The 24,692-nt window shown below is 67.6% G+C and carries 25 protein-coding genes, 3 tRNA genes and 1 other annotated feature; of the genes, 13 read left to right on the top strand and 15 right to left on the bottom strand.

Annotated elements, in window-relative coordinates:
* Nucleotides 1-15 precede the first annotated feature (15 nt).
* Nucleotides 16-654, top strand: coding sequence for a membrane protein YczE (gene yczE, locus ACWEIJ_RS04015; RefSeq protein ID WP_355440754.1), 639 nt, complete (start codon nt 16-18; stop codon nt 652-654).
* Here the strand turns inward: yczE and ACWEIJ_RS04020 are convergent.
* Together ACWEIJ_RS04020 and ACWEIJ_RS04025 are read right to left on the bottom strand one after the other, a co-directional pair.
* Nucleotides 620-1,147 (bottom strand): Clp protease N-terminal domain-containing protein, encoded by a 528-nt coding sequence (locus tag ACWEIJ_RS04020; protein WP_449835663.1) that lies wholly within the window; start codon nt 1,145-1,147, stop codon nt 620-622. The genes yczE and ACWEIJ_RS04020 overlap by 35 nt on opposite strands.
* Nucleotides 1,144-1,353 (bottom strand): helix-turn-helix domain-containing protein, encoded by a 210-nt coding sequence (locus tag ACWEIJ_RS04025; protein WP_112227042.1) that lies wholly within the window; start codon nt 1,351-1,353, stop codon nt 1,144-1,146. Before ACWEIJ_RS04025 ends, ACWEIJ_RS04020 begins: the two co-directional genes overlap by 4 nt.
* A 61-nt stretch (nt 1,354-1,414) precedes the next feature.
* Between ACWEIJ_RS04025 and ACWEIJ_RS04030 the strand changes: the two genes are divergently transcribed.
* A complete protein-coding gene (locus ACWEIJ_RS04030; RefSeq protein ID WP_449835664.1) occupies nt 1,415-2,116 on the top strand; it encodes a protein phosphatase 2C domain-containing protein in 702 nt (233 codons plus the stop codon).
* A gap of 46 nt (nt 2,117-2,162) precedes the next feature.
* Here ACWEIJ_RS04030 and ACWEIJ_RS04035 read toward each other — a convergent pair.
* From ACWEIJ_RS04035 to ACWEIJ_RS04055, 5 genes are all read right to left on the bottom strand, one after another.
* A tRNA-Phe gene (locus ACWEIJ_RS04035) sits at nt 2,163-2,236 on the bottom strand.
* Nucleotides 2,237-2,252: 16 nt separating this feature from the next.
* A tRNA-Asp gene (locus tag ACWEIJ_RS04040) sits at nt 2,253-2,326 on the bottom strand.
* A gap of 39 nt (nt 2,327-2,365) precedes the next feature.
* Nucleotides 2,366-2,438 (bottom strand) — tRNA-Glu (locus ACWEIJ_RS04045).
* Between the two features lie 130 nt (nt 2,439-2,568).
* Complete coding sequence (locus tag ACWEIJ_RS04050; RefSeq protein ID WP_449835665.1) at nt 2,569-3,207, bottom strand: ScbR family autoregulator-binding transcription factor; 639 nt, start codon at nt 3,205-3,207, stop codon at nt 2,569-2,571.
* A gap of 125 nt (nt 3,208-3,332) precedes the next feature.
* Nucleotides 3,333-3,578 carry a hypothetical protein gene (locus ACWEIJ_RS04055; RefSeq protein ID WP_030473169.1) on the bottom strand — a complete coding sequence of 82 codons (246 nt, stop codon included), beginning with the start codon at nt 3,576-3,578 and terminating at the stop codon, nt 3,333-3,335.
* Nucleotides 3,579-3,732: 154 nt separating this feature from the next.
* Between ACWEIJ_RS04055 and ACWEIJ_RS04060 the strand changes: the two genes are divergently transcribed.
* From ACWEIJ_RS04060 to ACWEIJ_RS04075, 4 genes are all read left to right on the top strand, one after another.
* Nucleotides 3,733-3,993: a hypothetical protein gene (locus ACWEIJ_RS04060; protein WP_355440742.1), complete on the top strand. Its 261-nt coding sequence runs from the start codon at nt 3,733-3,735 to the stop codon at nt 3,991-3,993.
* Between the two features lie 53 nt (nt 3,994-4,046).
* Nucleotides 4,047-4,253, top strand: coding sequence for a heavy-metal-associated domain-containing protein (locus ACWEIJ_RS04065; RefSeq protein WP_449835666.1), 207 nt, complete (start codon nt 4,047-4,049; stop codon nt 4,251-4,253).
* On the top strand, nt 4,253-6,430 hold the full coding sequence (locus ACWEIJ_RS04070) for a heavy metal translocating P-type ATPase (protein ID WP_449835667.1): 2,178 nt from the start codon (nt 4,253-4,255) through the stop codon (nt 6,428-6,430). Before ACWEIJ_RS04065 ends, ACWEIJ_RS04070 begins: the two co-directional genes overlap by 1 nt.
* 543 nt (nt 6,431-6,973) lie before the next feature.
* Nucleotides 6,974-7,273, top strand: coding sequence for a hypothetical protein (locus tag ACWEIJ_RS04075; protein ID WP_189253511.1), 300 nt, complete (start codon nt 6,974-6,976; stop codon nt 7,271-7,273).
* A gap of 77 nt (nt 7,274-7,350) precedes the next feature.
* Here ACWEIJ_RS04075 and ACWEIJ_RS04080 read toward each other — a convergent pair whose 3' ends face one another.
* Complete coding sequence (locus ACWEIJ_RS04080) at nt 7,351-7,554, bottom strand: cold-shock protein (RefSeq protein WP_030473173.1); 204 nt, start codon at nt 7,552-7,554, stop codon at nt 7,351-7,353.
* A 359-nt stretch (nt 7,555-7,913) separates the two neighbouring features.
* Here ACWEIJ_RS04080 and ACWEIJ_RS04085 point away from each other — a divergent pair, with 359 nt between their 5' ends.
* Nucleotides 7,914-9,023 carry a L,D-transpeptidase gene (locus ACWEIJ_RS04085; RefSeq protein WP_449835668.1) on the top strand — a complete coding sequence of 370 codons (1,110 nt, stop codon included), beginning with the start codon at nt 7,914-7,916 and terminating at the stop codon, nt 9,021-9,023.
* On the opposite strand, the gene ACWEIJ_RS04090 is transcribed toward ACWEIJ_RS04085, so the two are convergent.
* Both ACWEIJ_RS04090 and ACWEIJ_RS04095 read right to left on the bottom strand, forming a co-directional pair.
* A complete protein-coding gene (locus ACWEIJ_RS04090) occupies nt 9,020-9,835 on the bottom strand; it encodes a glutamate ABC transporter substrate-binding protein (RefSeq protein ID WP_449835746.1) in 816 nt (271 codons plus the stop codon). The genes ACWEIJ_RS04085 and ACWEIJ_RS04090 overlap by 4 nt on opposite strands.
* Nucleotides 9,836-9,917: 82 nt before the next feature.
* Nucleotides 9,918-10,730, bottom strand: coding sequence for an oxygenase MpaB family protein (locus ACWEIJ_RS04095; RefSeq protein WP_449835669.1), 813 nt, complete (start codon nt 10,728-10,730; stop codon nt 9,918-9,920).
* A gap of 118 nt (nt 10,731-10,848) precedes the next feature.
* Here ACWEIJ_RS04095 and ACWEIJ_RS04100 point away from each other — a divergent pair, with 118 nt between their 5' ends.
* Complete coding sequence (locus ACWEIJ_RS04100) at nt 10,849-11,337, top strand: hypothetical protein (protein ID WP_449835670.1); 489 nt, start codon at nt 10,849-10,851, stop codon at nt 11,335-11,337.
* Here the strand turns inward: ACWEIJ_RS04100 and ACWEIJ_RS04105 are convergent.
* The 3 genes from ACWEIJ_RS04105 to ACWEIJ_RS04115 are packed head-to-tail and all read right to left on the bottom strand — an operon-like array spanning nt 11,334 to nt 18,191.
* Nucleotides 11,334-15,740: a DNA repair ATPase gene (locus ACWEIJ_RS04105; protein WP_449835671.1), complete on the bottom strand. Its 4,407-nt coding sequence runs from the start codon at nt 15,738-15,740 to the stop codon at nt 11,334-11,336. The genes ACWEIJ_RS04100 and ACWEIJ_RS04105 overlap by 4 nt on opposite strands.
* Nucleotides 15,737-17,662, bottom strand: a complete 1,926-nt coding sequence (locus tag ACWEIJ_RS04110; protein ID WP_449835672.1) for a flotillin family protein — start codon at nt 17,660-17,662, stop codon at nt 15,737-15,739. Before ACWEIJ_RS04110 ends, ACWEIJ_RS04105 begins: the two co-directional genes overlap by 4 nt.
* A gap of 1 nt (nt 17,663) precedes the next feature.
* A complete protein-coding gene (locus ACWEIJ_RS04115) occupies nt 17,664-18,191 on the bottom strand; it encodes a hypothetical protein (protein WP_449835673.1) in 528 nt (175 codons plus the stop codon).
* A gap of 98 nt (nt 18,192-18,289) precedes the next feature.
* Here ACWEIJ_RS04115 and ACWEIJ_RS04120 point away from each other — a divergent pair, with 98 nt between their 5' ends.
* Nucleotides 18,290-19,108, top strand: coding sequence for an LLM class F420-dependent oxidoreductase (locus ACWEIJ_RS04120; RefSeq protein ID WP_449835674.1), 819 nt, complete (start codon nt 18,290-18,292; stop codon nt 19,106-19,108).
* A gap of 11 nt (nt 19,109-19,119) precedes the next feature.
* Complete coding sequence (locus tag ACWEIJ_RS04125) at nt 19,120-20,031, top strand: CobW family GTP-binding protein (protein ID WP_449835675.1); 912 nt, start codon at nt 19,120-19,122, stop codon at nt 20,029-20,031.
* 1 nt (nt 20,032) lies between these two features.
* On the opposite strand, the gene ACWEIJ_RS04130 is transcribed toward ACWEIJ_RS04125, so the two are convergent.
* On the bottom strand, nt 20,033-21,136 hold the full coding sequence (locus ACWEIJ_RS04130) for a serine hydrolase domain-containing protein (RefSeq protein WP_449835676.1): 1,104 nt from the start codon (nt 21,134-21,136) through the stop codon (nt 20,033-20,035).
* A gap of 338 nt (nt 21,137-21,474) precedes the next feature.
* On the opposite strand from ACWEIJ_RS04130, the gene ACWEIJ_RS04135 reads away from it, so the two are divergent.
* Nucleotides 21,475-21,999: a hypothetical protein gene (locus ACWEIJ_RS04135; RefSeq protein WP_449835677.1), complete on the top strand. Its 525-nt coding sequence runs from the start codon at nt 21,475-21,477 to the stop codon at nt 21,997-21,999.
* Between the two features lie 14 nt (nt 22,000-22,013).
* Here ACWEIJ_RS04135 and ACWEIJ_RS04140 read toward each other — a convergent pair.
* Nucleotides 22,014-23,257 (bottom strand): IS3 family transposase gene (locus ACWEIJ_RS04140; protein WP_449835747.1). Its coding sequence is split into 2 segments (ribosomal slippage): nt 22,014-22,963 and nt 22,963-23,257, totalling 1,245 coding nucleotides; the frame shifts between segments, so codons are not numbered across the junction.
* Nucleotides 22,842-22,970 (bottom strand) — a sequence feature (AL1L pseudoknot). It overlaps the preceding gene by 129 nt.
* On the opposite strand from ACWEIJ_RS04140, the gene ACWEIJ_RS04145 reads away from it, so the two are divergent.
* Together ACWEIJ_RS04145 and ACWEIJ_RS04150 are read left to right on the top strand one after the other, a co-directional pair.
* Nucleotides 23,256-23,831 (top strand): tyrosine-type recombinase/integrase, encoded by a 576-nt coding sequence (locus ACWEIJ_RS04145; RefSeq protein WP_449835678.1) that lies wholly within the window; start codon nt 23,256-23,258, stop codon nt 23,829-23,831. The two genes, ACWEIJ_RS04140 and ACWEIJ_RS04145, sit on opposite strands and share 2 nt — an antisense overlap.
* 181 nt (nt 23,832-24,012) lie before the next feature.
* Nucleotides 24,013-24,669: a hypothetical protein gene (locus ACWEIJ_RS04150; RefSeq protein WP_449835679.1), complete on the top strand. Its 657-nt coding sequence runs from the start codon at nt 24,013-24,015 to the stop codon at nt 24,667-24,669.
* The last annotated feature ends 23 nt before the right edge of the window (nt 24,670-24,692 follow it).

Genomic DNA, 24,692 nt, shown 5'->3' on the forward strand with positions numbered 1-24,692 from the left:
ACTCAGTATGGCCACATGGCCACCTTGACCGCACTCCACCAGGTCCCCGTCCGGATCGCGCCCGCCCGCCGGCTCTCCCAGCTCTTCGCAGGTCTGTGGCTCTACGGCGCGAGCATGGCGATGCAGATCCGCGCGACTTTGGGCCTCGACCCGTGGGACGTGCTCCACGAGGGCCTCACGAAGCGGACCGGGCTCAGCTTCGGCCTGATCACCGCGATCACCGGCGCCGTCGTGCTGCTGGCGTGGATCCCGTTGAGACAGAAGCCCGGCATCGGCACCATCGCCAACGTCGTGCTCATCGCGGTCAGCGTCGACGTGTCGCTCGCGATCATCCCCGCGCCGCAGGAGCTCCTGCCCAGGATCGTGCTGCTCACCCTGGGCATCGTGCTGAACGCCGTCGCGTTCGCCGCGTACGTCGGCTCACGGCTCGGGCCGGGCCCGCGCGACGGCATGGTCACCGGATTCTGCCGCCGCACGGGCATCTCGCTGCGCCTCACCCGAACCGTGATCGAGCTGCTCGTGCTCGGCACCGGCTGGCTGCTGGGCGGCACGGTCGGTGTCGGCACGATCCTGTACGCGATCGGCATCGGCCCGCTCTCGCAGCTCTTCCTGCCAGGGCTCACGTGGCGCGAGCGCTCGCAGCCCGCTTCCTGATCTCCGCGTAGGTGACGCCGCGCTCCGTCAGCACCTCCGCCACGATTCCCTTGTCCTGCAACAACGCCAGCAGGATGTGCTCGGCACCGAGGTAGTTGTGGCGGAGGTCGCGGACCTCGCGCAACGCGTTCTCCAGCGCCTTCTTGAACGCGGGCTCCAGCGGCATGCCGAACCACCGCCGGCGCGGTTCCGGCCGCAACACACCCGACCCGAGCGACTGCTCCACCGAGTCGATCACCGCGTCGACGTCGATCCCCAAGCCCCGCAACGCTTCCGCGTCGGACTTGGTCAGGCCGCCCTTGCGCCGGTAGTCGCGGAACACCGTCTCCAGCTCCTCGCGCGACAGGTCGAATCCCGCCAGCACCGGCGCGTCGAGCAACGCCAGCAGCAGGTGCTCCACGCCGACCTGGCCGGCCTGCATCCGTTCCGCGTCCCGCACCGCGGTCCGCACGGCCTCACGGGCTTCCTTGGTGAACCGTTCCGCGATCATCATCGACCCCCGTGCTTCTTGTGCACCGCCTGGCGGGAGACCCCGAGCTCCGCCGCGATGTCCTGCCACGACCAGCCCTGGGCCCGCGCACTGCGGACCTGGACGGCCTCCAGATGTTCCAAAAGTCGCCGCAGCGCGCTGACGGCCCGCAACCCGACCTTCGGGTCGCGATCTCCAGCCGCCGTGGCGAGATCCGTCGCTTCAGTCATGATGTCAACGTACGTTGACAACCGACAGACGTCAACCCAAGTTGACACGTACGGTGGGACCGTGAAGATCGAGACCGCTGAGCAGGGAGCTCCGGGACGAGTCACCGAGGACCGGATCCGCGTGCTGCCCAACGCGGTCGTGGTGCTCGACGGGGTCACGTCACGCAGACCACCGGACCGCAACGGAGGCTGGTACGCCACCCGGCTCGCCGACGAACTCGCCCGGTTGATCACCGACACCGATCCGCTCACCGATCTGCTGGCCCAGGCCATCGCGAACCTCGCACGGCGGCACGATCTCGTGCCCGGCGACTCCCCGTCCGCCACCGCGGCGATCGTGCGCTGGACGGACACGGACATCGAGGCGCTCGTCCTGTGCGACACCCCGGTTGTCGCGTTCGGACGGACGACGCACGTGCTCGAAGACACCCGGCTCGCGGACCTCCGGCCGGACCCGGACATCCTCAGGTGGAGGAACCAGCCGGGCGGGTACTGGGTCGCCGAGGCCGAACCCGTTGCGGCACAACAGGCCCTGACCGCGAGCTGGCCGCGTGCGGAGATCGGGAAGGTGATCGTCGCCACCGACGGAGTCTCATGTGGAGTGTCCGAGTACGGGCTCTTCTCCTGGGAGGACCTCGCGGAAATGCCGTTGGGCGATGCGCTCGACCGAATCCGCGAAGCCGAGCGCGGTGATTCGGAGCACAAGCGTTGGCCGCGCTACAAAACCCACGACGACCAAGCGATCGCACGGATCAGCCTGTAACGAAAGAAGCCCCGCAGCGTTCTGCGGGGCTTCTTTCGAAGAGGGATGGCCAGGGGCGGGGTCGAACCGCCGACCTACCGCTTTTCAGGCGGTCGCTCGTACCAACTGAGCTACCTGGCCATGAATCTAGATGAAGCGACCCAGACGGGACTCGAACCCGCGACCTTCGCCGTGACAGGGCGACGCGCTAACCAACTGCGCCACTGGGCCTTGCTCTTACACTTGCTGATCTTACCGTACTGTACTGCGTGCCCCCAACGGGATTCGAACCCGCGCGACCGCCTTGAAAGGGCGGGATCCTAGGCCGCTAGATGATGGGGACTAGCTGGTCTCTGGAAGCATCGTAAGCATATGGCATAGGTCCACGCACCTCCAAAACGGGGGTGCCACTTATGCCCTGACCTGCCGAAACCACCTTCCAGTCCACCTCGCGCGGATCGACAAATGCCTGTTCAGGACTCATCAGACCCGTCAACGGCTTTTTGTGATCCAGACAACTTCCACCCTGCAGACGCGACGCACGGCAGCACGTACCCGAGAACTTCACGGATCCGGGCGGGGAAGTCGGCGCACGCCGTCGTCGCCGAGGAGATCAGCCGGGCGCCGAGAGCGGCACCGCACAACGTCCGCGCCACGGCGTCGGGGTCGACCCCGGACCGGAGATCACCGCGCTCGCCGGCCTCCGCCACGTAGGAGGCGATCATCTTCTCCCACGTGAGGTGCGTGGAGGGCACTCCCGGATAGCCGAACTCGCGGTCGGCGTTCAGCCGGACGCCCGCGCGCAGCACCACGTCGGCGGCCATTCGTTCGGCCGATTCGGCGAACATGCCATGCAGAGCGCTCAACGGGTCGACGCCCCGCGCGTGCCACGTCTCGCGGACCTGAGCCCACAGCTCGCTCTGCCGTTCGATCAACGCGCGGGCGACGGCCTCCTTGGAGGCGAAGTGGAAGTAGAAGGCGCCCTTGGTGAGCCCGGCGCGAGCGAGCACGGCGGTCAGCGACGTGCGTTCGTAGCCGAGCCGGTCGAACTCCTCCGCCGCGGCGTGGAGTATCGCCTCGCGTGTCGCATACGCCCGATCCTGCTGGGGCATGAGTAAAGGTTAGCCGTTGCCGCTAAAGAGACCGGTGGGTATGTTTCGAGATGCGGCCCTGTCCTGCAGACGCGCTCCGGGGGGTGCGCGTCTGGAGCCAGGGCCGCATCCGCTTTCGCCTCATCTCACCGCTGCACTGGAGGCGCTCCGCCGTCCTCGCCCGGTGACAGGCCCAGCATGTCGAGCAGCATCCGGCAGTCCTCCGTACCCAGGGCGCTCCGTGCGACGGCGAGCCTGGCGCGGTGGACCTGGTCGTCGGAGATCCGCGAGGGTTCTCCGCTGCGCTGGGCCGGCACGCTGGGCCCGCCCTGTCGTGACATGCCGTCGTCTTGTGTGAACAGGAACTTCCGTACTTCGAGTGACCCGCTCATGAGTGCCCTCCCCGACTTGAGGTTGGCGCGAGGCTAAGCGACCTGGGACAACGGCCGCAGCCCCCCGCAGAGTGATTCCGCCGCCACCCAGCGTTACTTTCCGTACTGGTGTGGTGCCTGCTTCGTGGGGATCTCGCCAGGGGAAGATGGACCGATGACGGATCCCACGCCGGAGCCTTCCCCCGATGCAGAGGGCCAAAACGCCGAACAGATACCGCCCGCGGTCGACCCGCAGGAGGTGCTGAAGGCCATCAGCGGCATCGACCTCGACTCGATCGACACCGACATCGAGTCCGCGTTCGGCGCCAGGATGGCCGAGCTCGACCAGATGCTCGCGGGCCTCGACGACCTGGTCAACAAGATCGAACTGGACCTGAAGAACCTGGACCAGCCGAAACCCGACGGTCCTCAGTAGACCCCTTACCCCAGGGGGGTATGATCGGCGTCCCGACCTAGAAAGGGACCCCGATGTCCGTCTCTGCCACCTACACCGTCACCGGCATGACCTGCGGCCACTGCGTGAGCTCCGTCAAGGAGGAGTTGGGTGAGGTCGCCGGCGTCACGGGCGTCGACGTCGTCCTGGAGACCGGCGCGGTGACCGTGACCAGCGACCGCGAACTGGACCGTGCCGAGGTCGTCGCGGCCGTCAGCGAAGCCGGTTACCAGGTCGCCTGATGACCACGACCGAGCCCCGCCACGTCGAGCTCAGCATCAGCGGCATGACCTGCGCCTCGTGCGCACGGCGCATCGAACGCAAGCTGAACAGGATCGACGGCGTCTCCGCCACGGTGAACTACGCGACCGAGAAGGCCAGCGTCCAGTTCCCGGACAACCTGCGCGTGGACGACCTGGTGTCGACCGTGCGCGCGGCGGGGTACGACGCGGAGGAGCCCAGACCGGAGCCCGCCGAGGAGTCCGGCGAGCTGGGGCTTCGGTTCGCGCTGGCGGCGGTGCTCGGTCTGCCGGTGATCGCGTTCTCGATGATCCCGGCACTGCAGTTCCCGGTGTGGCAGTGGGTGTCGCTGGCGTTGGCCAGCGTCGTCGTGTGGGTGTGCGGCTGGCCGTTCCACCGTGCGGCGCTCGTGAACGCACGGCACGGCGCCAGCACGATGGACACCCTTGTGTCGATGGGCGTCACGGTGTCGTACCTGTGGTCGCTGTACGCGTTGGTGTTCGGCACGGCCGGGACGATCGGCATGCGGCACGAGTTCAGCCTCCTGCCGCGGCCGGCGAGCTCCGGCGACATCTACCTCGAGGTCGCGGTCGGCGTGACCGTGTTCCTCCTGCTCGGCCGCTTCCTGGAGGCCAGGTCCAAGCGCAGCGCGGGTGCCGCCCTGCGATCCCTGCTCGCCCTGGGCGCGAAGGACGTCTCGGTGCTGCGGGACGGCGTCGAGACGCGGGTCCCGGTGGACCAGCTCCGGGTCGGCGAACGGTTCGTGGTCCGTCCGGGTGAGCGCATCGCCACGGACGGCCTAGTGGTCGAGGGCAGCTCCGCCGTGGACCGCTCGATGGTGACCGGAGAGTCGGTGCCGGTAGAGGTCGGCGCCGGCGACGCGGTCGTCGGCGGAACGGTCAACGCGGGTGGCCGCCTGGTCGTCTCCGCGACCTCCGTCGGCGCGGACACCCAGCTCGCCAGGATGGCGCGATTGGTCGAGCAGGCGCAGGCGGGCAAGGCCGAGGTGCAACGGCTGGCCGACCGCGTGTCGTCCGTGTTCGTCCCGGTCGTCGTGGTGATCGCCCTGCTGGCGTTCGGCGCGTGGCTGCTCGCCGGCCGGCCGCTGGAGTTCGCGGTGACGACGGCCGTGGCCGTGCTCGTGATCGCGTGCCCCTGCGCGCTGGGCCTGGCGACGCCGACGGCGTTGCTCGTGGGCACCGGCCGCGGCGCCCAGCTCGGCATCCTGGTGAAGGGTCCCGAGGTGCTGGAGTCGACGCGGCGCGTGGACACCGTCGTCCTGGACAAGACCGGCACGGTCACCACCGGCCGCCTGACGCTGGTGGACGTGATCCCCGCGGCCGGCGTGCCGCGCGACGAGGTGCTGCGGTTCGCGGCGGCCGTGGAGAACGCGTCCGAACACCCGATCGCCGCGGCGATCACCCGCGAGGTGCCCGACCCGTTGCCCGTGTCGGACTTCGTCTCCACGGACGGTGTCGGCGTCAGCGGTGTCGTCGAGGATCGACGCGTTGTCGTCGGACGCGTACGCAACGTTTCGCTGCCCCAAGAGCTGACTGAGGCCCTGGTTGCACACCCCGCTCGCACGGCGGTCGCGGTTTCCTTTGATGACAAGGTTGTCGGCCTTCTCGTCGTGTCGGACGTCGTGAAACCCACGTCGGCACAAGCGATTCGCTCGTTGCGCGCGCTGGGCCTGCGTCCGGTGCTGCTGACCGGCGACAACGCCGAGGTGGCGGCCGCGGTGGCCGCCGAGGTCGGCATCGACGAGGTCATCGCCGACGTCCTGCCGGCCGGCAAAGTCGAAGCGGTTCGGAATCTCCAGGCACAGGGCCGAGTTGTGGCGATGGTCGGCGACGGCGTGAACGACGCACCCGCCCTCGCAGCCGCGGATCTGGGGCTGGCCATGGGAACCGGCACCGACGTCGCGATCGAGGCGGGCGACCTGACGCTCGTGCGCGGCGACCTGCGCGTGGCGGCGGACGCGATTCGGTTGTCCCGCAAGACTTTGGGCACGATCAAGGGCAACCTGTTCTGGGCGTTCGCCTACAACGTCGCTGGACTTCCGCTCGCGGCGCTGGGGCTGCTGAACCCGATGATCGCGGGGGCCGCGATGGCGTTCAGCAGCGTCTTTGTTGTTACCAACAGCTTGCGACTAAGGGGATTCCGTCCATCGGCGGCTTAAGAATCTCCCTGGGAACCCTCCCCAACGCGGCTGTACGCGTGCAACAATCCGAAGTAGCTGACACACCCCCGGTCAGCGCCTGTGGAGATCCCCTCCGGCCCCCGCGTTCCTCCCCCTGGCGCGGGGGCCTCCGCAGCTCTGCGTCAGGCTGCTCGGCTGACGCCTCGCCGCCTGACGCTGCGGGTGTCTTCTGGGGGCCGAGCCCCCAGACCCCAGCCGGGGGCAAGCCCCCGGACCCCCGGTAGGTTGCCCGGCTCTGCAGGTTCCCCGACCCGTCCGGTCCGCGGGTCGCCTCGCTCGACCCCGCAGGTTCCCGATCTGGCCCCGCAGGTTCCCCAAGCCGACCGCAGGTTCCCCAGCTCGGTCTGCGGGTTTCGCTGTCCGGCCGCCGGTTTCGCTGCTCGGCCTGTGGTTCGCGGCCCCGGCCATTCCCTGCGCCTGCCTGCGGAATCGTGGACACACTGTGGGTGGGTGCACCCACACCTTGGAGTGACTCAGGTCACAGGTGTTTGGCTTCCGTGACCGAGCCGTTATCGTGTTCCGGTGCCTATCGGATCCCTCGGACGCTCCAAGTCCGGCCGTCACCGCCCCGCGGACGAACCGCAGGAGACGTTGCCCGACGAGGAGCTGACCTCTTACCTCGCAGCGCTGGCCCCCGACTCCGACAACGAGACGACCGCCTCGGGCTTCGGCAACGCGCAGGTGTACCAGCTGCGGCTGCAGCTGATGGCCAACGAGCAGCTCAAGGAGCTCGCCGCGGAGCGCCAGACCTCCCCGCAGGCGCTCGCCACGGAGTGGGTCATGCAGCGGCTCGAGTGGGAAGCGCGCCAGCGCGGCCAGTAGACCGTTAAATGAGAGAAGGACCCTCGGTCGAGCCCGGCCGAGGGTCCTTCTTCACGTGCGACTAGATTTGCGGCGAATCAGATCGCACGGACGTTCTGAGCCTGTGGGCCCTTGGTGCCCTGGCCGACCTCGAACTCCACGCGCTGGTTCTCCTCCAGGGTCCGGAAACCCTGACCCTGGATCTCCGAGTAGTGGACGAAGACGTCTGCGCCGCCGTTGTCCTGGGCGATGAAGCCGAAGCCCTTCTCGGAGTTGAACCACTTGACAGTGCCCTGTGCCATGTACCTGCCTCCATCGCAGGAAAGCTTGGGGCTGCACCGTGCAACCCCGGCCGTCCCGGGGGCGTTCAGCTCGCTCGGTGAGAGCGCACAGCACGCCCGCGTGTCGTTCCGCGAGCGTGTGAAGCACGAACACAGAAACCACGGCCTGCGCGGGTCAGCCTAACGTGTGATGCGTCATAGCACTACAGGTCATTACCGGCCAGTTGTGTGCCTCAATAGGAGGAAACCCGCTGGTCCGGGTGGGTGATCGCGATTCCACGAGCAACGTGTTCCGACCCTGTGCGTCTTCTCCTGCGTTGGACGAGGGGATCTTGGGGGAGCACGTGTTCAGGCCGTTGATTTTGGCTGTACTACTGGGGTTGACCGCTTGCAGCGCCGCGCCTGACGCACCGTCGTCGCCGGCTGCGCCGGTCGCGGAGAACAAGGCGAAGGCGGCACTCACCGTGACGCCGGCATCGGGTGAGGGGATCAGCCCGTCCGGGCCGTTCCAGGTCGGTGTGGCCGGAGGTGCGTTGACCGCCGTCGCGCTCACGGGCGCCGACGGCAAGGTGGTCAAGGGTGAGCTCGCGGCCGACAAGTGGGTCGCCACCGAGGACCTGGGCTACGACAAGGTCTACACGTGGTCCGGCTCCGCGAAGGGCGAGGACGGCGCGGAGGTGCCCGTCAGCGGGTCGTTCCGCACGGTCAAGCCGCAGCGGCTCACGAGCGCGTCGATGAACGTTGGCGACCACGAGACCTACGGCGTCGCGATGCCGATCAAGGTGACCTTCAGCGCGCCGGTGCAGGACAAGGCCGCGGTGCAGAAGGCCATGACCGTCAAGACTTCCGTGCCGACCGAGGGTGCGTGGGCGTGGCTGTCCGACACCGAGGCGCACTGGCGGCCGCGGGAGTACTGGAAGCCCAACACCGAGGTCTCGGTCGACGCCGGCATCTACGGCGTGTCGTTCGGGGGCGGCGCGTACGGGGCCGACGACGTGCACGTGCAGTTCAAGATCGCCGACCGGGCGCTGGTGGTGAAGGCGGACACGCAGACGCACAGGTTCGTCGTTTTCCGCGACGGCGTGCAGCTGTACGACTTCCCGGCGTCCTACGGGCTGGAGAGCGACCCGGGCCGGGTCACCCGTTCCGGCACGCACGTGGTGATGCAGAAGGAAGCCAGCCGCAAAATGTGCAACAAGGCGTACAACTACTGCGACGTCCCCGTCACGTGGGCCGTGCTGATCTCGAACAACGGCGAGTTCGTCCACGAGTACGCGGGCTCGATGGACGACCAGGGCAAGAAGAACGTCTCGCACGGGTGCGCGAACCTCTCGCCCGCCAACGCGAAGACCTTCTTCGACCTGGCGATGGTCGGTGACCCGGTCGAGGTGCTGAACTCGTCGGTGCGGCTCGGCCCGGCGGACCACGACTACTACGACTGGGCGCTCGACTGGGCGACCTGGACGTCGAAGTCCGCCGTCACGGGCTAGCCCTTCTCGGTGATCTGGGGCGGCGCTGGGATCTGGTAGCCCGACGGGCCGACGTTGCGTTCCAGCGCCCGCTTCCACTCACCGCTCGAAACCATCTTCTCGATGGCCTTGTTGACGGCGTCGCGCGACTTGGTGTCGCCCTTCGGCAGGCCGATGCCGTAGCGCTCCTTGGAGAACGGCTTGCCGACGAGCTTGAGCAGCTCCGGGTTCTCGGCGGCGAACCCGGCCAGGATGACCTCGTCGGTCGTGACGGCGTCGACGTTGCCCGCCATCAGCGCGATCACGCAGTCGGAGTACTGGCCGTACTCGACGAGCCGCACGCCCTGGGCGTGGTCGCTCTTCACCTTCTGTGCGGAGGTGGATCCCTTGACCGAGCACAGCTTGCGGTCGTTCAGGGTCTCCGGACCCTGGATGGACTGCTCGGTGAAGCGGACCAGGATGCCCTGGCCGGTCTCGAAGTACGGTCCGGCGAAGTCCACCTTCTCCTTGCGGGCGTCGGTGATGGAGTAGGTGGCGACGATCAGGTCGGCCTCGTGGTTCTCCAGCATCGACTCGCGGACCGCGCCGCGGGCCTCCTTGAACGTGATACCGCTTTCCTTCACGCCCAGCTCGTTCGCCACGTACCTGGCGACGTCGACGTCGAAGCCGACGTACCGGCCGTCCAGGCGCTTCTGGCTCAGGCCCGGCTGGTCGTAGCGGATGCCGATGGTCAGCTTCCCGGTGTCGGCGCGTCCGATGACTGTGCTGGTGTCACCGCTCCCACAGGCGGTGGCGAGCACCGCTACAGCGGTCAGGAGCGCGGCACGACGGATCACGACAAGCCTTCCGGGGGTGGGGTGGAGTCGTGAGCAATGCTACGTATCCGCGGCGATGATCGACTGTGATGTGTGACAACTACGGAAGCCGCGCACGACTCGGTGTCACATGCCGGCCGTGCCGTTCGATCGCGCGTTTCAGATGGCCCGGCGGAACCATTCTCCTGATCTTGCCCGGCACCAGAAGCGCAGCTCGGCGCATCATTCGCAGCCATCGGTCGGCGTGTGCGTACGGCTCGCGGCCGTGGAGTTCGACCGCCCAATCGGGCTGCACCGAGTACGCCAGGTGGCCCACCAGCACGCGGTAGACCGGCAGACCGCGGCTGATCCAGCCCTTGACAGGCGGGCCGTGCAGGAAGTCGTAGATCACCTCGGAGTCGGCCGTCCGCCGCAGCTCAGGACGCATGTGGTCGAAGTACTCGGCCATCTCGCGCCGCGACCCCGGAACCTCGTCCTCGTGCAGGCCGACCAACGACGCCGCGAACCGCTGCTCGGCGTAATACCGGTCCTTCTGCCGGTCCGTCAGCCCGTAACCGGCGCGGTCCATGACCGTTTCGAAGCAGTAGACCTCCGAGCAATGCACCCAGAGCAGCAGCTCGGGTTCATCGATGCGGAACGTCCTGCCGTCGACGACGCCGCGCAGGCTTCGGTGGGTGGCTCGGACACGGGCGGCGGCCTCGGCGATCTCCTCGTCGGTGCCGTAGACGCCGAGCCCGACGAAGTCGGCCGTCCGCTTCAACCTGCCCAGCGGATCCGCCTGGAAGTTCGAGTTCTGCACGACCCCCGCGACCGCCCTGGGGTGCAGCGACTGCAGGTAGAGACTCGCGATCCCGGCGATCCACATCGTCGGGTCGGCGTGCATCTGCCAGCTCACGGAGTTCGGGTCGGGCATGCGGACATCGTCCCGTCTCACGAAGTCGATGAACAAGAACCCGTAACACCGTTAGCGGGCGCAACGATTCCACGGGGACGGCGGCTACCGGGCAGGCGGAACCTGGGGAGCGAAAGCGATGACTGGTGTCAAACGCCGCGGCTATGTCGCAGCGGCGGTGGCGGTGATGGCCGCTGCCCTGCTCGCGGCGGTGTTCGCGGCTCCGGAGGACAAACCGGTGGACATCCGGCTCGTGGCGCCGCCGGCCCCTCCGCCCAAGGTCATCACCGCGACCGCCACCACCACCGTCTCCGCCGTCGGTCCCCGGCGGCCACCGCCCCCTCCGCCACCACCACCGCCTCCGCCTGGCGCCAAGCCGCCGCCTCCCCGGCACCGGCCGGAGCCGCCTCCGCCGCCGCAGTCGTCGAAGCCCAAGCCGCCCAGCCTGTTCGACATCCTGCGCTGCGACTCGAAGTACCTCGGTGACGCCGACTTCAACCGATGCCTGGACTGGCCGCCCGACGCCGACGAGTTCTGCGACTTCCTGGCGGAGCACCACCTGCAGCCGTTCGACCTGCGCGGACCTGACGGCCGGCCGATCGAGGGACTCGACCTCGACTGCCGCTAGGCCTTGAGCTCCCGCAGCCGCGCGAGGTTCGCCTCCGCGCGGGTGCCGAGGAGCTGCGCCTCGCCGAGGTAGTGGTCGTCGATCAACGCCTCGACCTCGTCGTCGTTCATCGCGGGGACGATCCTGGCGGCCATCCGGTTCATGTTGCGGTAGCTGCCCTGCAGCAGGAACTCGCCACCGCTCGCCGCCGACGCGAGGTACTCCCGGTTGACCCTGAGCACGACCTCCTGGATCCGTTGCAGCTTGCGGACCACCGACAACATCCGTTCCAGCTCCACGGTTTCGTGGTCGTGCCGGACGGTTTCGCCGTTCGCCAGGCGCACCAGCGGTTCCACGTCGACGCCGCCCAGCGTCGGGTTGGACGCCGACGCGTTCTCCAGGTAGCTCAACGCAAAGAGGGCGTCGCGACCCGACAGCACGTCGCCGAGGTTCCACACGTCCGCGCGGTTGGCGAGCATGTCCGGGACGCGGAACGCGCGACCGGTCTCGGTGTACGGGTTGCCGGCCATCGACACCGCGAAGCGCTTGCCCCGCAGGTCGAACGTGCGTGCCTCGCCGTCCCACACGCCGTCAACACGTCGTTGTGCGTCGCACAGCGAGATGAACTTCTGCAGCAGCTCAGGTGATGTGTGCTGGATGTCGTCGAGGTGCAGCAGAACGTTGCTGCCCAGGGCGAACGCGAAGTTGATCCGCTCGACCTCCTGGCGTGCGGTGGCATTCGGGGCCTCCTGCGGGTCGAGTGAGGTGACCCCGCTGCCCAGCGCCGGGCCGTTGACCTTGACGAACACCATGCCCAGCCGGTTCGCGACGTACTCCATGAGCGTCGTCTTGCCGTAGCCGGGCGGGGAGATGAGCATCAGCAGGCCCGTGCCGTCGTTCAGCTGCTTGGCGAGGTTGTCGCCGATCAGCGGCAGGTAGACCTCGTTCAGCAACCTGTTGCGCACGAACGTGTTCAGCACCGCGGGGCGGTAGTCGTCGAGCTTGAGCCTGCGGCGTTCCGCGGCCAGCAGCTCGTCGCGTTGCCGTTGGTAGGCGCGGAAGGCCGGGACCTGCCGAGTGCTGAACTCGCGCAGCCTGGTCAGGGTCTCGTCCAGGCGCAGGTCGAGGGACTGGCCGGTCACGCGCGGGTGCGTGCCGAGCAGGCCGGTGACCGATTCGGACAGCGCGGCGCTGGAGTCGTACCGCGGCAGGTCGGTGAGCAGGACGGCGACGACCTCGGGGAACTCCGGACAGTCCTCGTCGCCCAGGAACGCCCGCAGCCACGCCTCGATCAGGTCGCGGTCGTGGAGCTCCTCGGTGACGACCGCGGTGAACCTGTCGATCACCGTGCGGGCGGCCTTGCTGGTGACGAATCCCCTGGGCTCGCAGGCGAGTTCCTCGAACAGGTACTCGGCGGCCAGGTCGTCGAGGCCGAACTGCGCGGTGAGCTCCGGGATGCCGTGCGTGCCACCGAAGATCGTGCGGGCGCGGGCCAGCGACTCGGCCTTGCGGGCCCACACCGCGCGTTGCTCCTCCGGCTGCTGCGACCAGAAGAGCTGGGCCGCCGCGCGGACCGCCGGCGGGTACCTCAGGAGGCCCGCACCGGCGTGAAGTCGTTGCAGGACAGCGAGGATCTTCACGGCGTCGTGGTCGTGGACGCCCTTCTCGTAGCCCTCGTCGTAGCGTTCCGCGGCGGCGTTCGCCACGTCGTCGCGGCCTTCGGCCAGCAGGCAGCCGGCGAGGTGCTCGGACCGGTAGACCTCCGGCGTCTCGGAGACGAGCAGCTGGTCCCAGAACCGGCGGGTGTGCTCGAACCCGATGACCTCGCTGCGGTAGTCGGTGCCGGTGATCGCGTAGAACAACCTGCCGTCGCGCGGGATGAGGGTGAGGTTCATCGGCTCGGTCGTCACCGGGAAGCGGTGACGACCGAGCACGATCGACGCGCCGTCGTGCAGATCGGCCCGGTCCCGCAGTGCCCGGCCTCCCTCTTGCCGGGCATCGCGCAGACTCGCGTCGAGCTCGTCCGCCCGCACGTCGCCGAGGTTCCTGAGCTCCTCGGCGACGCTGCGGACCTTGGCGACCATCGGGTCGCCCGCGAAGTACGTGTTGATCTCGTCGATCGAGCCGAGCTTCCCGACGCGACGGCGGATCGTACCGAGCACGCGTTCGGCCGACTGCACGAGCCGGTCGGCCTTGCGCGCCCGTTCGTCGAGCAACGTCTGCTTGCGCGCGGAGAACGCCTCGTACACGTCCGTGCGCTTGGCGCCGACCTGGGCGAGGAAGTCGTCGAACTCGCCGAAGCGCGACTCCAGGTTCTCCAGCTGCAGCAGGAGCCGGCCGAGCTGGTCGTCGCAGCGCTGCGGGGTGTCGGCGACCGACAGCGCGCCGGTGACGGCCTGGCCGAGCAGCGCGAACTCCGCCGCGAACTCGGCCCGGCCCTCGGAGTTCGCCAAAGTCCGCCTGCGACCGTCCACTGTGGCGCGTGCGCGGTTGATCGCGGCGAGCACCTCGCCGATGCTCGCCAGGATCGCCGTGCGGGTGGTCGTGTCGGCGGCGTCGAGGGTGCTGACGACCTCGGTCAGCACCTCCAGCCCGGCCTGCTGCTGCGCCAGCCGTTCGTGCAACGGCTCGGCCTCGGCCGCGGTCTTCAGCTCCGCGGCCGCGATCTGCTCGATCTCCTCGTGGTACCGGGCGAACGCGCCCTCGCCGCTGAGGAACGCGACCGCTCGCCTGGCGGAGGCACCGAGCTCCTCGACCAGTTCGGTCTCGCGCCGGTCGATCTCCTCCAGGTCGACGTGCTTCAGGTCCTTGAGGGTGATCAGACGGCCCTGCGCGGACCGCAGATCGGCCAGCAGCCGGACCCACTCGTCCGCGCTGCGCGGGGTCGCGGACCTGGCGAGCCTGATCAGCGAGGCGAGCTTCTCGGACGCGGCGTGGAGTTGCTGCGCGGCGTGCTCGGTGAGGGTGCGGACGGCCTCGAACTCGTCCAGCACCTGCTCGGCGGTGGCCCGCACGGCCAGGACGTCGTCCTTGAGCCCCAGTTCGGCCAGCCAGTGCACGCCGTCGATCACCCTGGTGCACAACGCGATCAGGCCCTCGAACACCGGCGCGCTCGGGGTCATCTCGGCGGCCATGCGGGTCACGCTCAGGCAGTCCGAGATGCCGCGGACCAGCTCGGCGTTGCCGATGCGGGCCAGCGGACCGGTCTCCTCAGGCAGCACCTCGTCCGCGACGAACGGGGTGCGCCAGACCTGCATCGGGTGCACGCGCACGGGTTCGGCGCCGGTCTCGCGGAAGACCACCAGCGTGCCGTCGGCGAAGAGCGAGTAGCCGTGGCAGGTGATCGGTGTCGCGACCTGCTTGCGGATCACGTTGTAGGGCAACAACAAGCTGCGGCCCTCGCGGCGGGCGTGGTAGACGAACAGCACGTCCTCGCCGTTCGCCGACCGGATGACCCGCTCGAACTCCAGGTCGTCGGTGTCGACGTCGAACGTCTTGTCCGCACCCGTGACGAGGTAGTAGCCGCCCGGGAAGATGATCCCCTGGTCCTCCGGCAGCCGCTGACACGCCTGACCGATGCCGTCGAGCCTGGTCACGGCCTTGGTGCGGGTGTTGAAGACCAGGTGCCGCCACACCGTCTCGTTGTACGGGCGGATCCTGAGCAGGACCAGCGGGCCGACGCGGGCGTAGTGCACGTCGGCGTCCCCGAGGCTCTGCAACGGTTCGTCGACGGGCTCTTCGTAGACGCCCTCACCGGTCTCGGTGTTGTTCTCGATCTTGACGGTGAGCGTGCCGCCGACCGTCTCGACGAAGACCTCGTTCTCGATCGCGATGTGCGGGTGCCGGCCGAGCACGTGCTGCTCGCGGGTGGTCTCGACCCACGTGAAGTCGTGCGCTGGCGGGAACACGTGGTCGCGGTCGCCGCGGTTGTCGAGGTACGTGACCGTGCCGTCGACCGCGATGTCCCAGCGCAGCACGCGGATGTCCTCGATCCGCGCGCCGGTCTGGAACACCGCGAGCAGCCGTGACTCGACGATCCGCAGCTGCAGCAGGCGCGTTTCGCGGTAGTACCGGTAGAGCTCCGCGAAGTCGTCGAGGAACTTCGGGTCTTCCAGGAACGGCGCCTCGGCCGCGCCGAAGTCCTTGCCGTGCACCGCGAAGACGTCGGCGACGGTGGTCTCCGGCTTGAGGCCGAGGAACACGTTGTAACCGAACAACATCTTCTCGCCGAGCGGCACGATGTCGCGCGGCACGCAGTTGTTCTCGGTGCGAATCCGTTCCGTGGCGACGAGCTCGAACGCGGTGCTGCCGAAGGTCTCGACGCGCCGGTCGTTCAGCGCCTCGGTGCTGCGGGCGAGTTCGGCGGCCTGTTCGGCGAGCCTTGCCCGCAGCACCTCGTACGTGCCTGCGTCGAGAGCTGTCATGCGTGCTGGCCGTTGTTCTTGGCCATCTGGGTCAGCGCCAGCGCGGCGGCCAGGTTCTGCGCGTCACCGGTGGTGAACGAGCTGAGGATCTTGGTCAGGTCCTCCGGGAAGCTCGCGGTGCCGTCCATCCACTTGGCGCCCAGCGCCTGCACGACGTCCGAGCTGCCGACGAACCCGTCGACCTGCTTGCCCGCGGTGATCGCGCTCGCGATCCGGTCGAAGAACATCGTGTCGCCGCCGACGATGTCGATGTCGGCCTTCTCCAGCCCGGCCGCGAGCACCACGGCCTGCGCCTCGGCGATCTGGCGCTGCACGTCGATGCCCTTGAGCCGGATCTCCTTCTCGGCCTCCAGCCGCAGGCGGTACTCCTCGTGCTCGCGGGTCGCGGTGTCGAGCGCGGCCATCGCCTCCGCCTTGTGCGACAGGCCTTCCGCCTCGCCCTTGAGCCGTTCCTTGATGCCCAAGGCATCGGCGAGGGCCTTCTCGCGGTCGACCACGGCCTCGGCGCGGCCGATCTTCTCGATCGCCTCCGCGTCGCGTTCCTTGACCTGCACGTTCGCGAGGCCGGCCGCGGCGGTCTCGGCCTGGACGCCCTCGGCGAGCCGGATCTTGGCGCGAGCGTCGAGGTCGGCGGCCTGCTGCCGTGACTCGGCGAGCACGACGACCTCGCGGGCCTTGTGCTGCGCGGCCTGTTCCGCGGCCTCGGCGGCCTTGATGTCCTTGACCAGCGACTGCTGCGCCTCGGCCTCCGCCATGATCACGATCTGCTGCCGCTCGCGCTCGGCCTCCTCGACCGCGCGCAGGCGCTTGATGTTCTCCTCCTGCTCGGCCACGGTCTTCTCCACCGCGACCCGCTCGCGCACCAGGTCGGCGATGGCACGGCGTTCGTGCTCCAGCTCCTTGTCCTTCTCGATCATGCGCAGCGACGTCTCGCGTTCGCGCGCGATGACCTCCAGCAGGCGGTCCTTCTCGATGCGTTCGGTCTCGACGGCGATCACGCGCTCGCGGTTCTTCTCGGCCACGGCGATCTCGCGCGCCTTGTTCTCGGCCTGGATGCCGAGTTGCTCCTCGGTGCGGATGAACGCGGTGTTGGCCTTGAGCCGTTCCTCGGCCTGAACCTTCTGGGTCTCCGCCTCCTGCTGCGCGCGGGCGGTCTCGATCTCGCGCTTCTGCCTGATCTCCGCGTCCGCCTGCCGGCGTTCGAGTTCCAGGATCGCCTCACGCGCGCTGACGTTCTGGCGCGTGATCTCCTTCTCCTCGTTGCGGGTGAACTCGTTGGTCTTGACGTGCTCGATCGCGGTCAGCTCGGTGATCTTGCGGATGCCCTGCGCATCCAGGATGTTCGCCGGGTCGAGCTGCTTGAGCGGCGTCTGCTCCAGGTAGTCGATGGCCGCGTCCTCCAGGCTGTAGCCGTTGAGGTCGGTGCCGATGACCTGCACGATCCGGTCGCGGAACTCGTCGCGGTGGGTGTACAGGTCCACGAAGTCGAGCTGCTTGCCGACGGTCTTGAGCGCCTCGGAGAACTTGGCGTTGAACAGCTCCTGCAGCGTGGCCTCGTGGCTCGCCCGCTCGGTGCCGATCGCCTGCGCCACCTTGATGACGTCCTCGACGGTCTTGTTGACCCGCACGAAGAACGTGATGCGGATGTCCGCGCGGATGTTGTCGCGGCAGATCAGGCCCTCGTTGCCCGCTCTGCGGATCTCGATGGTCTTCACCGAGATGTCCATCGTCTCGCATCTGTGCAGCACCGGTAGCACGACCGTGCCGGTGAAGGTCACGTCGACCTTGCGCATCTTCGAGACGATCAGCGCCTTGCCCTGCTCGCACTTCTTGAACAACCTGCTCAGCGTGATCGTCGCCAGGACCAGCACGACGACGATCACCGCGACCAGCACGACCAAACCCGTTGAAATCGCACCCATGTCAGCCCCCTGTGGTGATGTCCACGACCCAGAAGAACTCGCCTTCGGCGTCGTAGTCGAAGATCAGTGCGGTCTGTCCCGCCGTCAGTTCGGTGCTCTTCGCTGCTCGCACCTGCACGACCGCCGTGCCGCCGTCGTCCGCGGTCACCTCGGCCTGTCCGTAGTTCTCAGTGACCCGTGTGGTCCGCACGATCGCCGTCCGGCCGACGAAGTCGTTGCGGGACGGGGGTTTCTCCGGTTTGGTCCAGTTCCGCACCGGGATGAGGAGGATCTTGGTGACCAGCGCGCCCACGAGCAGCGCGCCCGCCAGGACCGCGTACCGGAGCTTGCCCTCCGGCGTGAGCACCGTGCCGACCAGCGCGGCGAACCACGTCACCACGACGAACATCGAGATGGAGATCGGCAGCACCGGGGCGTCGAAGTCCATGCCCACCAACGCGACCGTGAGCCAGTACGCCAGCACCACGAGCACGAGCAGGCTGAACAGCACGGTCGGAAACGCCAGCGCGGCGGCCACGAACTCGGTCATCATCGCCCCCCTTCTTGCCGACTAGATGTCTGGGGGAGCGGATTTGTTGAGTCGGAGGGAATGACCAGCGTCACTTCGCGGTTGTCGTGATCATGGACATGGGGGTGCAGGGACTCAACGTGGGCGACTCGGTCGCCCCATCCGAAACCCGCCGGCTCGCTGAGCTGGTGGAACAACTCGGCTATCACACGTGGTGGGCCTCGGAACACGTCGTGCTGCCCAGCCCGCGCGTCGATCCGTCACCGGCCGAACCCGACACGAAACTGCTCGACCCGCTGGTCGGCCTGAGCTACGTGGCCGCGACGACCACGCGGCTGGAGCTCGGCACCGCGATCGTGATCCTGCCGCAGCGCAACCCGGTGGTGCTCGCGAAGCAGGTGGCGTCGCTGGACGTGCTGAGCGAGGGCCGGTTCACGCTCGGCGTCGGTACGGGCTACCTGCCGCAGGAGTTCGCCGGCGTGGGCGTGCCGTTCGCCGACCGAGGCCGGCGGACCGACGAGTACATAGACGCGATGCGCGCGCTCTGGGACGCGCCCGCGCCCGCGTTCGACGGCAAGTACGTGTCGTTCAGCGGCATTGATGCTCATCCACGGCCCACGAACGCCAGAATCGCCATCGGCGGGGCCTCCGACGGGGCGTTGCGACGTGCGTTGACGCGCGGCAACGCGTGGATCGGCATCGGCACCCCGGAGGAGACCGCGGCGAACCTGAAGCGCCTGCGCAGGCTGTCCGCCATGACGGAGCGTCCCGACTCACTGGGTGCGTTGAAGATCAACATCGTCGCGACGACCGCACTCGACGCGTCCGTCGTGCGCCAGTACGAGGACCTCGGCGTCGACCAGCTGATCGTGTACGTCGGCGACTCCGACCTGCCGGTCGACGAGGTGCTGGCGAAGACCATCCAGCTGGTTCAGTAGCCTGGACGGCCGTGATCCCCGTCGTCGTGCTCGCCGGCTTCCTCGGCTCCGGCAAGACCACCCTGCTCAACCACCTGCTGCGCACGTCGGGCGGCACGCGGATCGGCGTCGTGGTGAACGACTTCGGACGGATCAACATCGACGCGTTCGCCGTGTCGGCCCAGGTCGACTCGATGGTGTCGCTGTCGAACGGCTGCCTGTGCTGCGCCGTGGACGGCACCGAGCTGGACGGCATGCTGACGAAGCTGGCCGCGGCGGACCTGGACGTCATCGTGATCGAGGCGTCCGGTCTCGCCGAACCGTCGACGCTGGTCAGGATGGTGCTGCAGGCACCGGGCGTGACGTACGGCGGCCTGATCTACGTGGTCGACGCCGTGGAGTTCGCTGTGGTGCCACACCTGGACCGCGACCTGGCGCTGGCCGATCTGGTGGTGCTGAACAAGGTCGACCGCGTTGACGCCTTGCCCTCGTTCCCGGTGGACGTCCCGGTGGTGCCGGTGTCGTACGGCCGGATCGACCCGGCGTTGCTGTTCGAGGTGCGGCCACCGGACCTCGGGCCGCGGCAGCTGTCGTTCGACGATCTGGACGACCACTCCTCGCACGCCCACGCCAGGTACGACAGCGTGACGTTCGAGTCGCCCGATCCGTTGCACCCCAAGCTCTTCATGGACTTCCTCCAGGCCAGGCCCGAGGGCTTGTTCCGCGCCAAGGGCTTCGTGCAGTTCCCAGGCGGCACGTTCATGCTGCACACCGTCGGCGGGTACATCTCGTTCACGCGAACCGATGACGCCCCGACTCAGCTGGTGCTGATCGGGGCGGGCATCTCACCGGACTCGCTGGTCGACTGGCTGATGGCGTGCGTCGCGGACGGACCGGTCACCGAGCAGGACATGCTCTGGGTGCTCCGGTACGCCCGCGACTGACTCACTTCCCGCAGAGCGCACTGTCCACAGTGGCCAGAACTGCGTCGTGGGCCTTGCCCGCGTCCTCAGGCGTGTTCTGCAACGTGCCCGGCAACGCCGTGACCGCAACGGTGAACGCCCTGCCCTGCGCCGTCACACCACCACGCGTCTCGTACCCGTGGATGTCGCCGCCGTGCCCCCAGTACCTGCCACCGCACGAGAGCGGCGTGCTGGCGATGCCCAGCCCGTACTCGGCGCCCGGCCACATCTCGCCCTTGGTGTCCACCGTCTTCTGCATCTCCTTCAGCTGAGCCGCGGGGACCAGGTCACCCTTGAGCAGCGCCGTGAAGAACGTGTTGAGGTCCTTCGTCGTGGAGATGATCTGCCCGGCCGCCCAGCCCCACGAGGGGTCGAGCTCAGTGACGTCCTCGACACCATTGGCGGTCCTCGCATAGCCGTGCGGGTGCTTCTTGTCGATCGTCTCGACCCCCTGGGCCGGCCAGTAGGTGTCGCGAAGGTTGAGCTTCTTGAAGATCCGCTGGTCCACGTTCTCCGCGACCGGACGACCGGTGACCTTCTGGATCAGCAACCCCAGCAGCACGTAGTTCGTGTTGCTGTACTTGAACGCCGCGCCGGGCTCGTTGGTCGGCGGATGCGCGTTGGCGATGTCGAGCAGATCGCGCGGCTCGTGGTACCGGTGCCGCTGCTCGTCGAACTTGTCCAGCCCCATGTACAGCGTGTAGTTCGCGAGACCGCTGGTGTGGTTGAGCAGCTGCCGGACGGTGATCCGGTCGTCGTTGACGGCCTTGGGCAGGTAGTACGTGATCGGTTTGTCGAGCTCGACCTTCTGCTCCGCCACGAGCTGCATGACCACCGCGGCCACGAACGCCTTGGTGTTGGACCCCGCGCGAACCTGCCCGTTGCGCGGCACCGGCACCCGCTTGCCCAGCTCGGCCGTGCCCGCGCTCAGGAACGTCGTCTTGCCGCCAGCGTCGGTCGTGGTCGCGAGCGCAGCCGGGAACATCTCGGCCAGCCCGTCGAGCCGCCTCTGCGTGGCGTCGGTCGCCGCCGTGGCCGTTCCGGTGAACAGCACTACCGCCGCCAACGCGCCTACCAGCGTCTTCATCCCTCTGCCTCCCCTTGTGTCGGACAGGGAACAGACTTCCGGTTGCGCGCTTCCGGCACAGTCACGCACGCTGCCGTTGACCAGGTGGGGCAGGCTCCACCTTCAGCAGCGTCGGGCAGCGGCCTGCGCTCGTCCAGCGTGAGATGGACAACCCGTGCGACACCAGCCGACCACGATCGGTAGGCTGTCGCGTCGAGGGCTGCTAGCTCAATTGGCAGAGCAGGAGACTTTTGATCCACAGGCTTTTGCCACTCCAAAGTGGATAGTCGATTAGATCAACATTGCTCTCACCTGCACAGACACTCACTCGCAGGGTCACAACCCTCAGCGGGTACAAGATGTACGTCCGCAGGTACCTCCGCCCGGCATTCGGCGATGTCACCCTGACTCGCCTGCTCCAGCTCGGACCGAAGGCGTTTGAGGACTTTGCCACCGACGTGAAGCGGTGCCGCCGTCGCTGCAAGCCGCGGATAAAGCTGATCGATCACCGGACCGAGAAGGACCACGAGTGCGACGACCGATGCAAGCCGCACGCCTGTAAGCCGCTCGGTTCATCGTCTATCCGCCAGATTCACGCTGTGATGTCCGGAGCGCTGAACGCGGCCGTCCGCTGGGGCTGGATCGCCTTCAACCCCGTAGATGCCGCGAAGAAGCCTAGAGCACCCAGACCGAATCCCGATCCCCCGACTCCTGAGCAGGCTGCACTGCTCGTCAACAAGGCGTGGGAAGAAGACGAGCAGTGGGGAACTCTGGTTTGGCTGACGATGGTCACCGGCCTCCGCCGCGGCGAGCTACTGGCACTCCGCCTGCCACGGATCGTCTTCGACCACGCCAAGACTGATCCTGAACCGTCACGAGTTTGAGACCGGCTTCGGTTTTAGACCAGCGCCGGTCGGCGTGGCGGGTGTTGAGAGTAATACGCGGCTTCATACTCGGCCGGGGTCAGGTAGTCCAGACGCGAGTGCAAGCGGGCGTTGTTGTACCAGTCTGCCCATTCCATGAGCTCGAACTCGACCTCGGCGAGGGTCTTGAACGGGCCGTGCCGGTTGATGACCTCAGTCTTGAACAAGCCGATGATCGACTCCGCTAGAGCGTTGTCGTAGGCATCGCCCACCGAGCCTATAGACGCCGAGAGTCCTTGCAGAGCAAGGGATTCGGTGAACCTCACCGACGTGTACTGACTGCCCGCATCCGAGTGGTGGATCAGTCCGGGCTCGACCGGGAACCCGTAATGGTCACGGCGCCACACAGCCATGTTGAGTGCCTTGGACACCAGCGCGGTCGTCTTCGAACTGGACGCGGTCCAGCCGACGATCGCGCGGGAGTAGGCGTCGAACACGAACGCCACGTAGGCCCATCCCGCCCACGTGGAGACGTAGGTGAAGTCAGCGACCCACACCAGGTTCGGCGCGGTGGCGGTGAAGTCGCGGTTGAGCCTGTCCGCGGCGCGTATCCCGTCCTTGGCCGGGATCGTGGTGCGCTGCTTGCGGCCTCTGACCACGCCGTTGAGGCCGAGGCGGCGCATGATCCGGTCCACGGTGCAGAACGCCACGTCGTGTCCCTGGCGACGCAGGTAGCGGGTCATCTTGCGGCGCCCGTACATCTGCTCTGGCGTGCCCCGCAGGTCACGCAGGGCGTTCTCCAGATAGGCGTCGGCGACATCGCGGGCCGATGGTGGCCGGCGGCGGGCCTTGCGGTAGGTCCTGGGCGCGATCTGGATTCCGTGCTCGGTGAGCACATCACAGATCGACTCGACGCCGTAGACCTGGCGGTACTCGTCGATGAAACCGACGATCAGTGGTGCCGCGGGTCGAGTTCCCGCGCGAAAAAAGCCGAGGCCAGCTTCAGGATCTCGTTGGCCTGCTTGAGATCCCGGACTTCCTTCCGCAGCCGCAGCAACTCCTCACGCTCAGCCGGCGGCAGTCCCTGCGACGGCTGCGCGGCGGGCTGGGAGCCCTCCGCAAGGGCCTTCTTGATCCATACCCGCAACGTCTCGTAGTGCACGTCGACCATCGGGCCGATCGCCCTGGCGGCGGCATACGGAGACTCGAACTCATCGAGACGCTCAAGGGCCAGGCGCACGGCCTTCTCACGGACCTCTGGCGGGTAACGCTTCGACATGATGACGACCATCTTCCTCAAGAACGGAAGCGGTCTCAAATCCGTGACGGTTCATCCTCACAGTTGCGAGGCTGAAGGGTGTCGCGCTGTTGTCGAAGCTCGCACCAACATCGTGATTCGCGACGGAAAACTGATCGAGAAAGAAGCCAAGACACACCAGATTCGACGGATCAGCGTTGATCCGACCACAACCGATCTGCTCGCCACATGGATTGAGCTGGTACACGCTCGCTGCGAAGCAGCAGGCGTCCCAGTCACGAACGAGACTTTTCTTTTCTCCTACGCCGCCGGGCACGACCGGCACGCTGATCCCGACGGCGTCACACATCGGTATTCGCGGATGGCCGCAGGCCTGGACCTGAAGACCCATCTACACGAACTGCGGCATTACAGCGCGACAGAGTTGCTCACGGCCGACGTGGACCTCCGAACCGTCGCCGGACGCCTCGGCCACGGCGGCGGCGGTGCAACGACCCTGCGCGTCTACGCAGCATGGGTTCCAAGCGCAGATAAGCACGCAGCGGACCTGCTGGCGTCCAGAATGCCTAGCCGGCCACGACGAGATCATCAGTAGCCGAGGCTCTGCTGCAGGCGAGAACCGTGTCGGCTCGGTCCCTGCCGGACCCCGCCCATCACGGCTGAGTTTGCGGGTTCACGGGTGATGACGAACTGGATCGAGGTTGTCGAACTGCACACCGAGGCCTTTGAGACCTCGGCACGTCGACAACGCTGAGCCCCTCCGCCACAATCGGCACATGGTGGATCACAAAGTGCGACAACTGGTAATGCTTCTTGTCTGTGCTTGTTCGGTCGCCGCCTGCACGGCCACCCAGGCCCGTGAACCCTTGCCGCAGCAGCCACCTCTCCAGTTGAGTGACGACGCCTCGCCGCCGACCATCGAGACCATCGCCCTGCACAGTCAGCCGAACCAGCGGACAACGGATCTAGAGAAGAAGCTCAGCGCACTGCTGAGCCGCCTCAAGCCGTCTCTGCGCGTCGAGGACACCGCCTCGGCGGCGAGCGCCGATCAGTACATGGTCGGCGCGCTGGTCACTGATGGACCTGGCCGGTACGGGGTCGTGGTGGTCAGGCTGGATGTCCCGCAAGGGAACATCACCGAGGCGGAATGCGCGCCGCAGCTGAAGAAGGTGTGCCGGGTCCATCGAGTGACCGACGGGCGCAATGTGCTTCTCACGGACCAAAGCGAACAGTCGTCATCCTCGGTTCCCCGCACCGTAAGCGCTGAGGTGCTGCTGCCCAGCGGACATCGGCAGCGCATGGTGCAGTCGAGCGACCGCACGAGTGCGGCACAGGGCGTGTTCTGGCGAGGAGCGGCACCACTCGAACGCGCCCCGCTCGACGCCGAGGCGGTTCTCACGCTTGCTACCGATTCGAGCCTTGCCATCGAGTGAGGTTCACTCGATTGTCGGATAGC

Source organism: Lentzea sp. NPDC004789, assembly GCF_053601075.1.

Coding starts and splice junctions, on each gene's coding strand:
- yczE (WP_355440754.1), top strand. CDS start 16: ATGGCCACCTTGACCGCACTCCACCAGGTCCCCGTCCGGATCGCGCCC.
- ACWEIJ_RS04020 (WP_449835663.1), bottom strand. CDS start 1,147: ATGATGATCGCGGAACGGTTCACCAAGGAAGCCCGTGAGGCCGTGCGG.
- ACWEIJ_RS04025 (WP_112227042.1), bottom strand. CDS start 1,353: ATGACTGAAGCGACGGATCTCGCCACGGCGGCTGGAGATCGCGACCCG.
- ACWEIJ_RS04050 (WP_449835665.1), bottom strand. CDS start 3,207: ATGCCCCAGCAGGATCGGGCGTATGCGACACGCGAGGCGATACTCCAC.
- ACWEIJ_RS04055 (WP_030473169.1), bottom strand. CDS start 3,578: ATGAGCGGGTCACTCGAAGTACGGAAGTTCCTGTTCACACAAGACGAC.
- ACWEIJ_RS04060 (WP_355440742.1), top strand. CDS start 3,733: ATGACGGATCCCACGCCGGAGCCTTCCCCCGATGCAGAGGGCCAAAAC.
- ACWEIJ_RS04065 (WP_449835666.1), top strand. CDS start 4,047: ATGTCCGTCTCTGCCACCTACACCGTCACCGGCATGACCTGCGGCCAC.
- ACWEIJ_RS04070 (WP_449835667.1), top strand. CDS start 4,253: ATGACCACGACCGAGCCCCGCCACGTCGAGCTCAGCATCAGCGGCATG.
- ACWEIJ_RS04080 (WP_030473173.1), bottom strand. CDS start 7,554: ATGGCACAGGGCACTGTCAAGTGGTTCAACTCCGAGAAGGGCTTCGGC.
- ACWEIJ_RS04095 (WP_449835669.1), bottom strand. CDS start 10,730: ATGCCCGACCCGAACTCCGTGAGCTGGCAGATGCACGCCGACCCGACG.
- ACWEIJ_RS04100 (WP_449835670.1), top strand. CDS start 10,849: ATGACTGGTGTCAAACGCCGCGGCTATGTCGCAGCGGCGGTGGCGGTG.
- ACWEIJ_RS04105 (WP_449835671.1), bottom strand. CDS start 15,740: ATGACAGCTCTCGACGCAGGCACGTACGAGGTGCTGCGGGCAAGGCTC.
- ACWEIJ_RS04110 (WP_449835672.1), bottom strand. CDS start 17,662: ATGGGTGCGATTTCAACGGGTTTGGTCGTGCTGGTCGCGGTGATCGTC.
- ACWEIJ_RS04115 (WP_449835673.1), bottom strand. CDS start 18,191: ATGACCGAGTTCGTGGCCGCCGCGCTGGCGTTTCCGACCGTGCTGTTC.
- ACWEIJ_RS04120 (WP_449835674.1), top strand. CDS start 18,290: ATGGGGGTGCAGGGACTCAACGTGGGCGACTCGGTCGCCCCATCCGAA.
- ACWEIJ_RS04130 (WP_449835676.1), bottom strand. CDS start 21,136: ATGAAGACGCTGGTAGGCGCGTTGGCGGCGGTAGTGCTGTTCACCGGA.
- ACWEIJ_RS04135 (WP_449835677.1), top strand. CDS start 21,475: ATGTACGTCCGCAGGTACCTCCGCCCGGCATTCGGCGATGTCACCCTG.
- ACWEIJ_RS04145 (WP_449835678.1), top strand. CDS start 23,256: ATGATGACGACCATCTTCCTCAAGAACGGAAGCGGTCTCAAATCCGTG.
- ACWEIJ_RS04150 (WP_449835679.1), top strand. CDS start 24,013: ATGGTGGATCACAAAGTGCGACAACTGGTAATGCTTCTTGTCTGTGCT.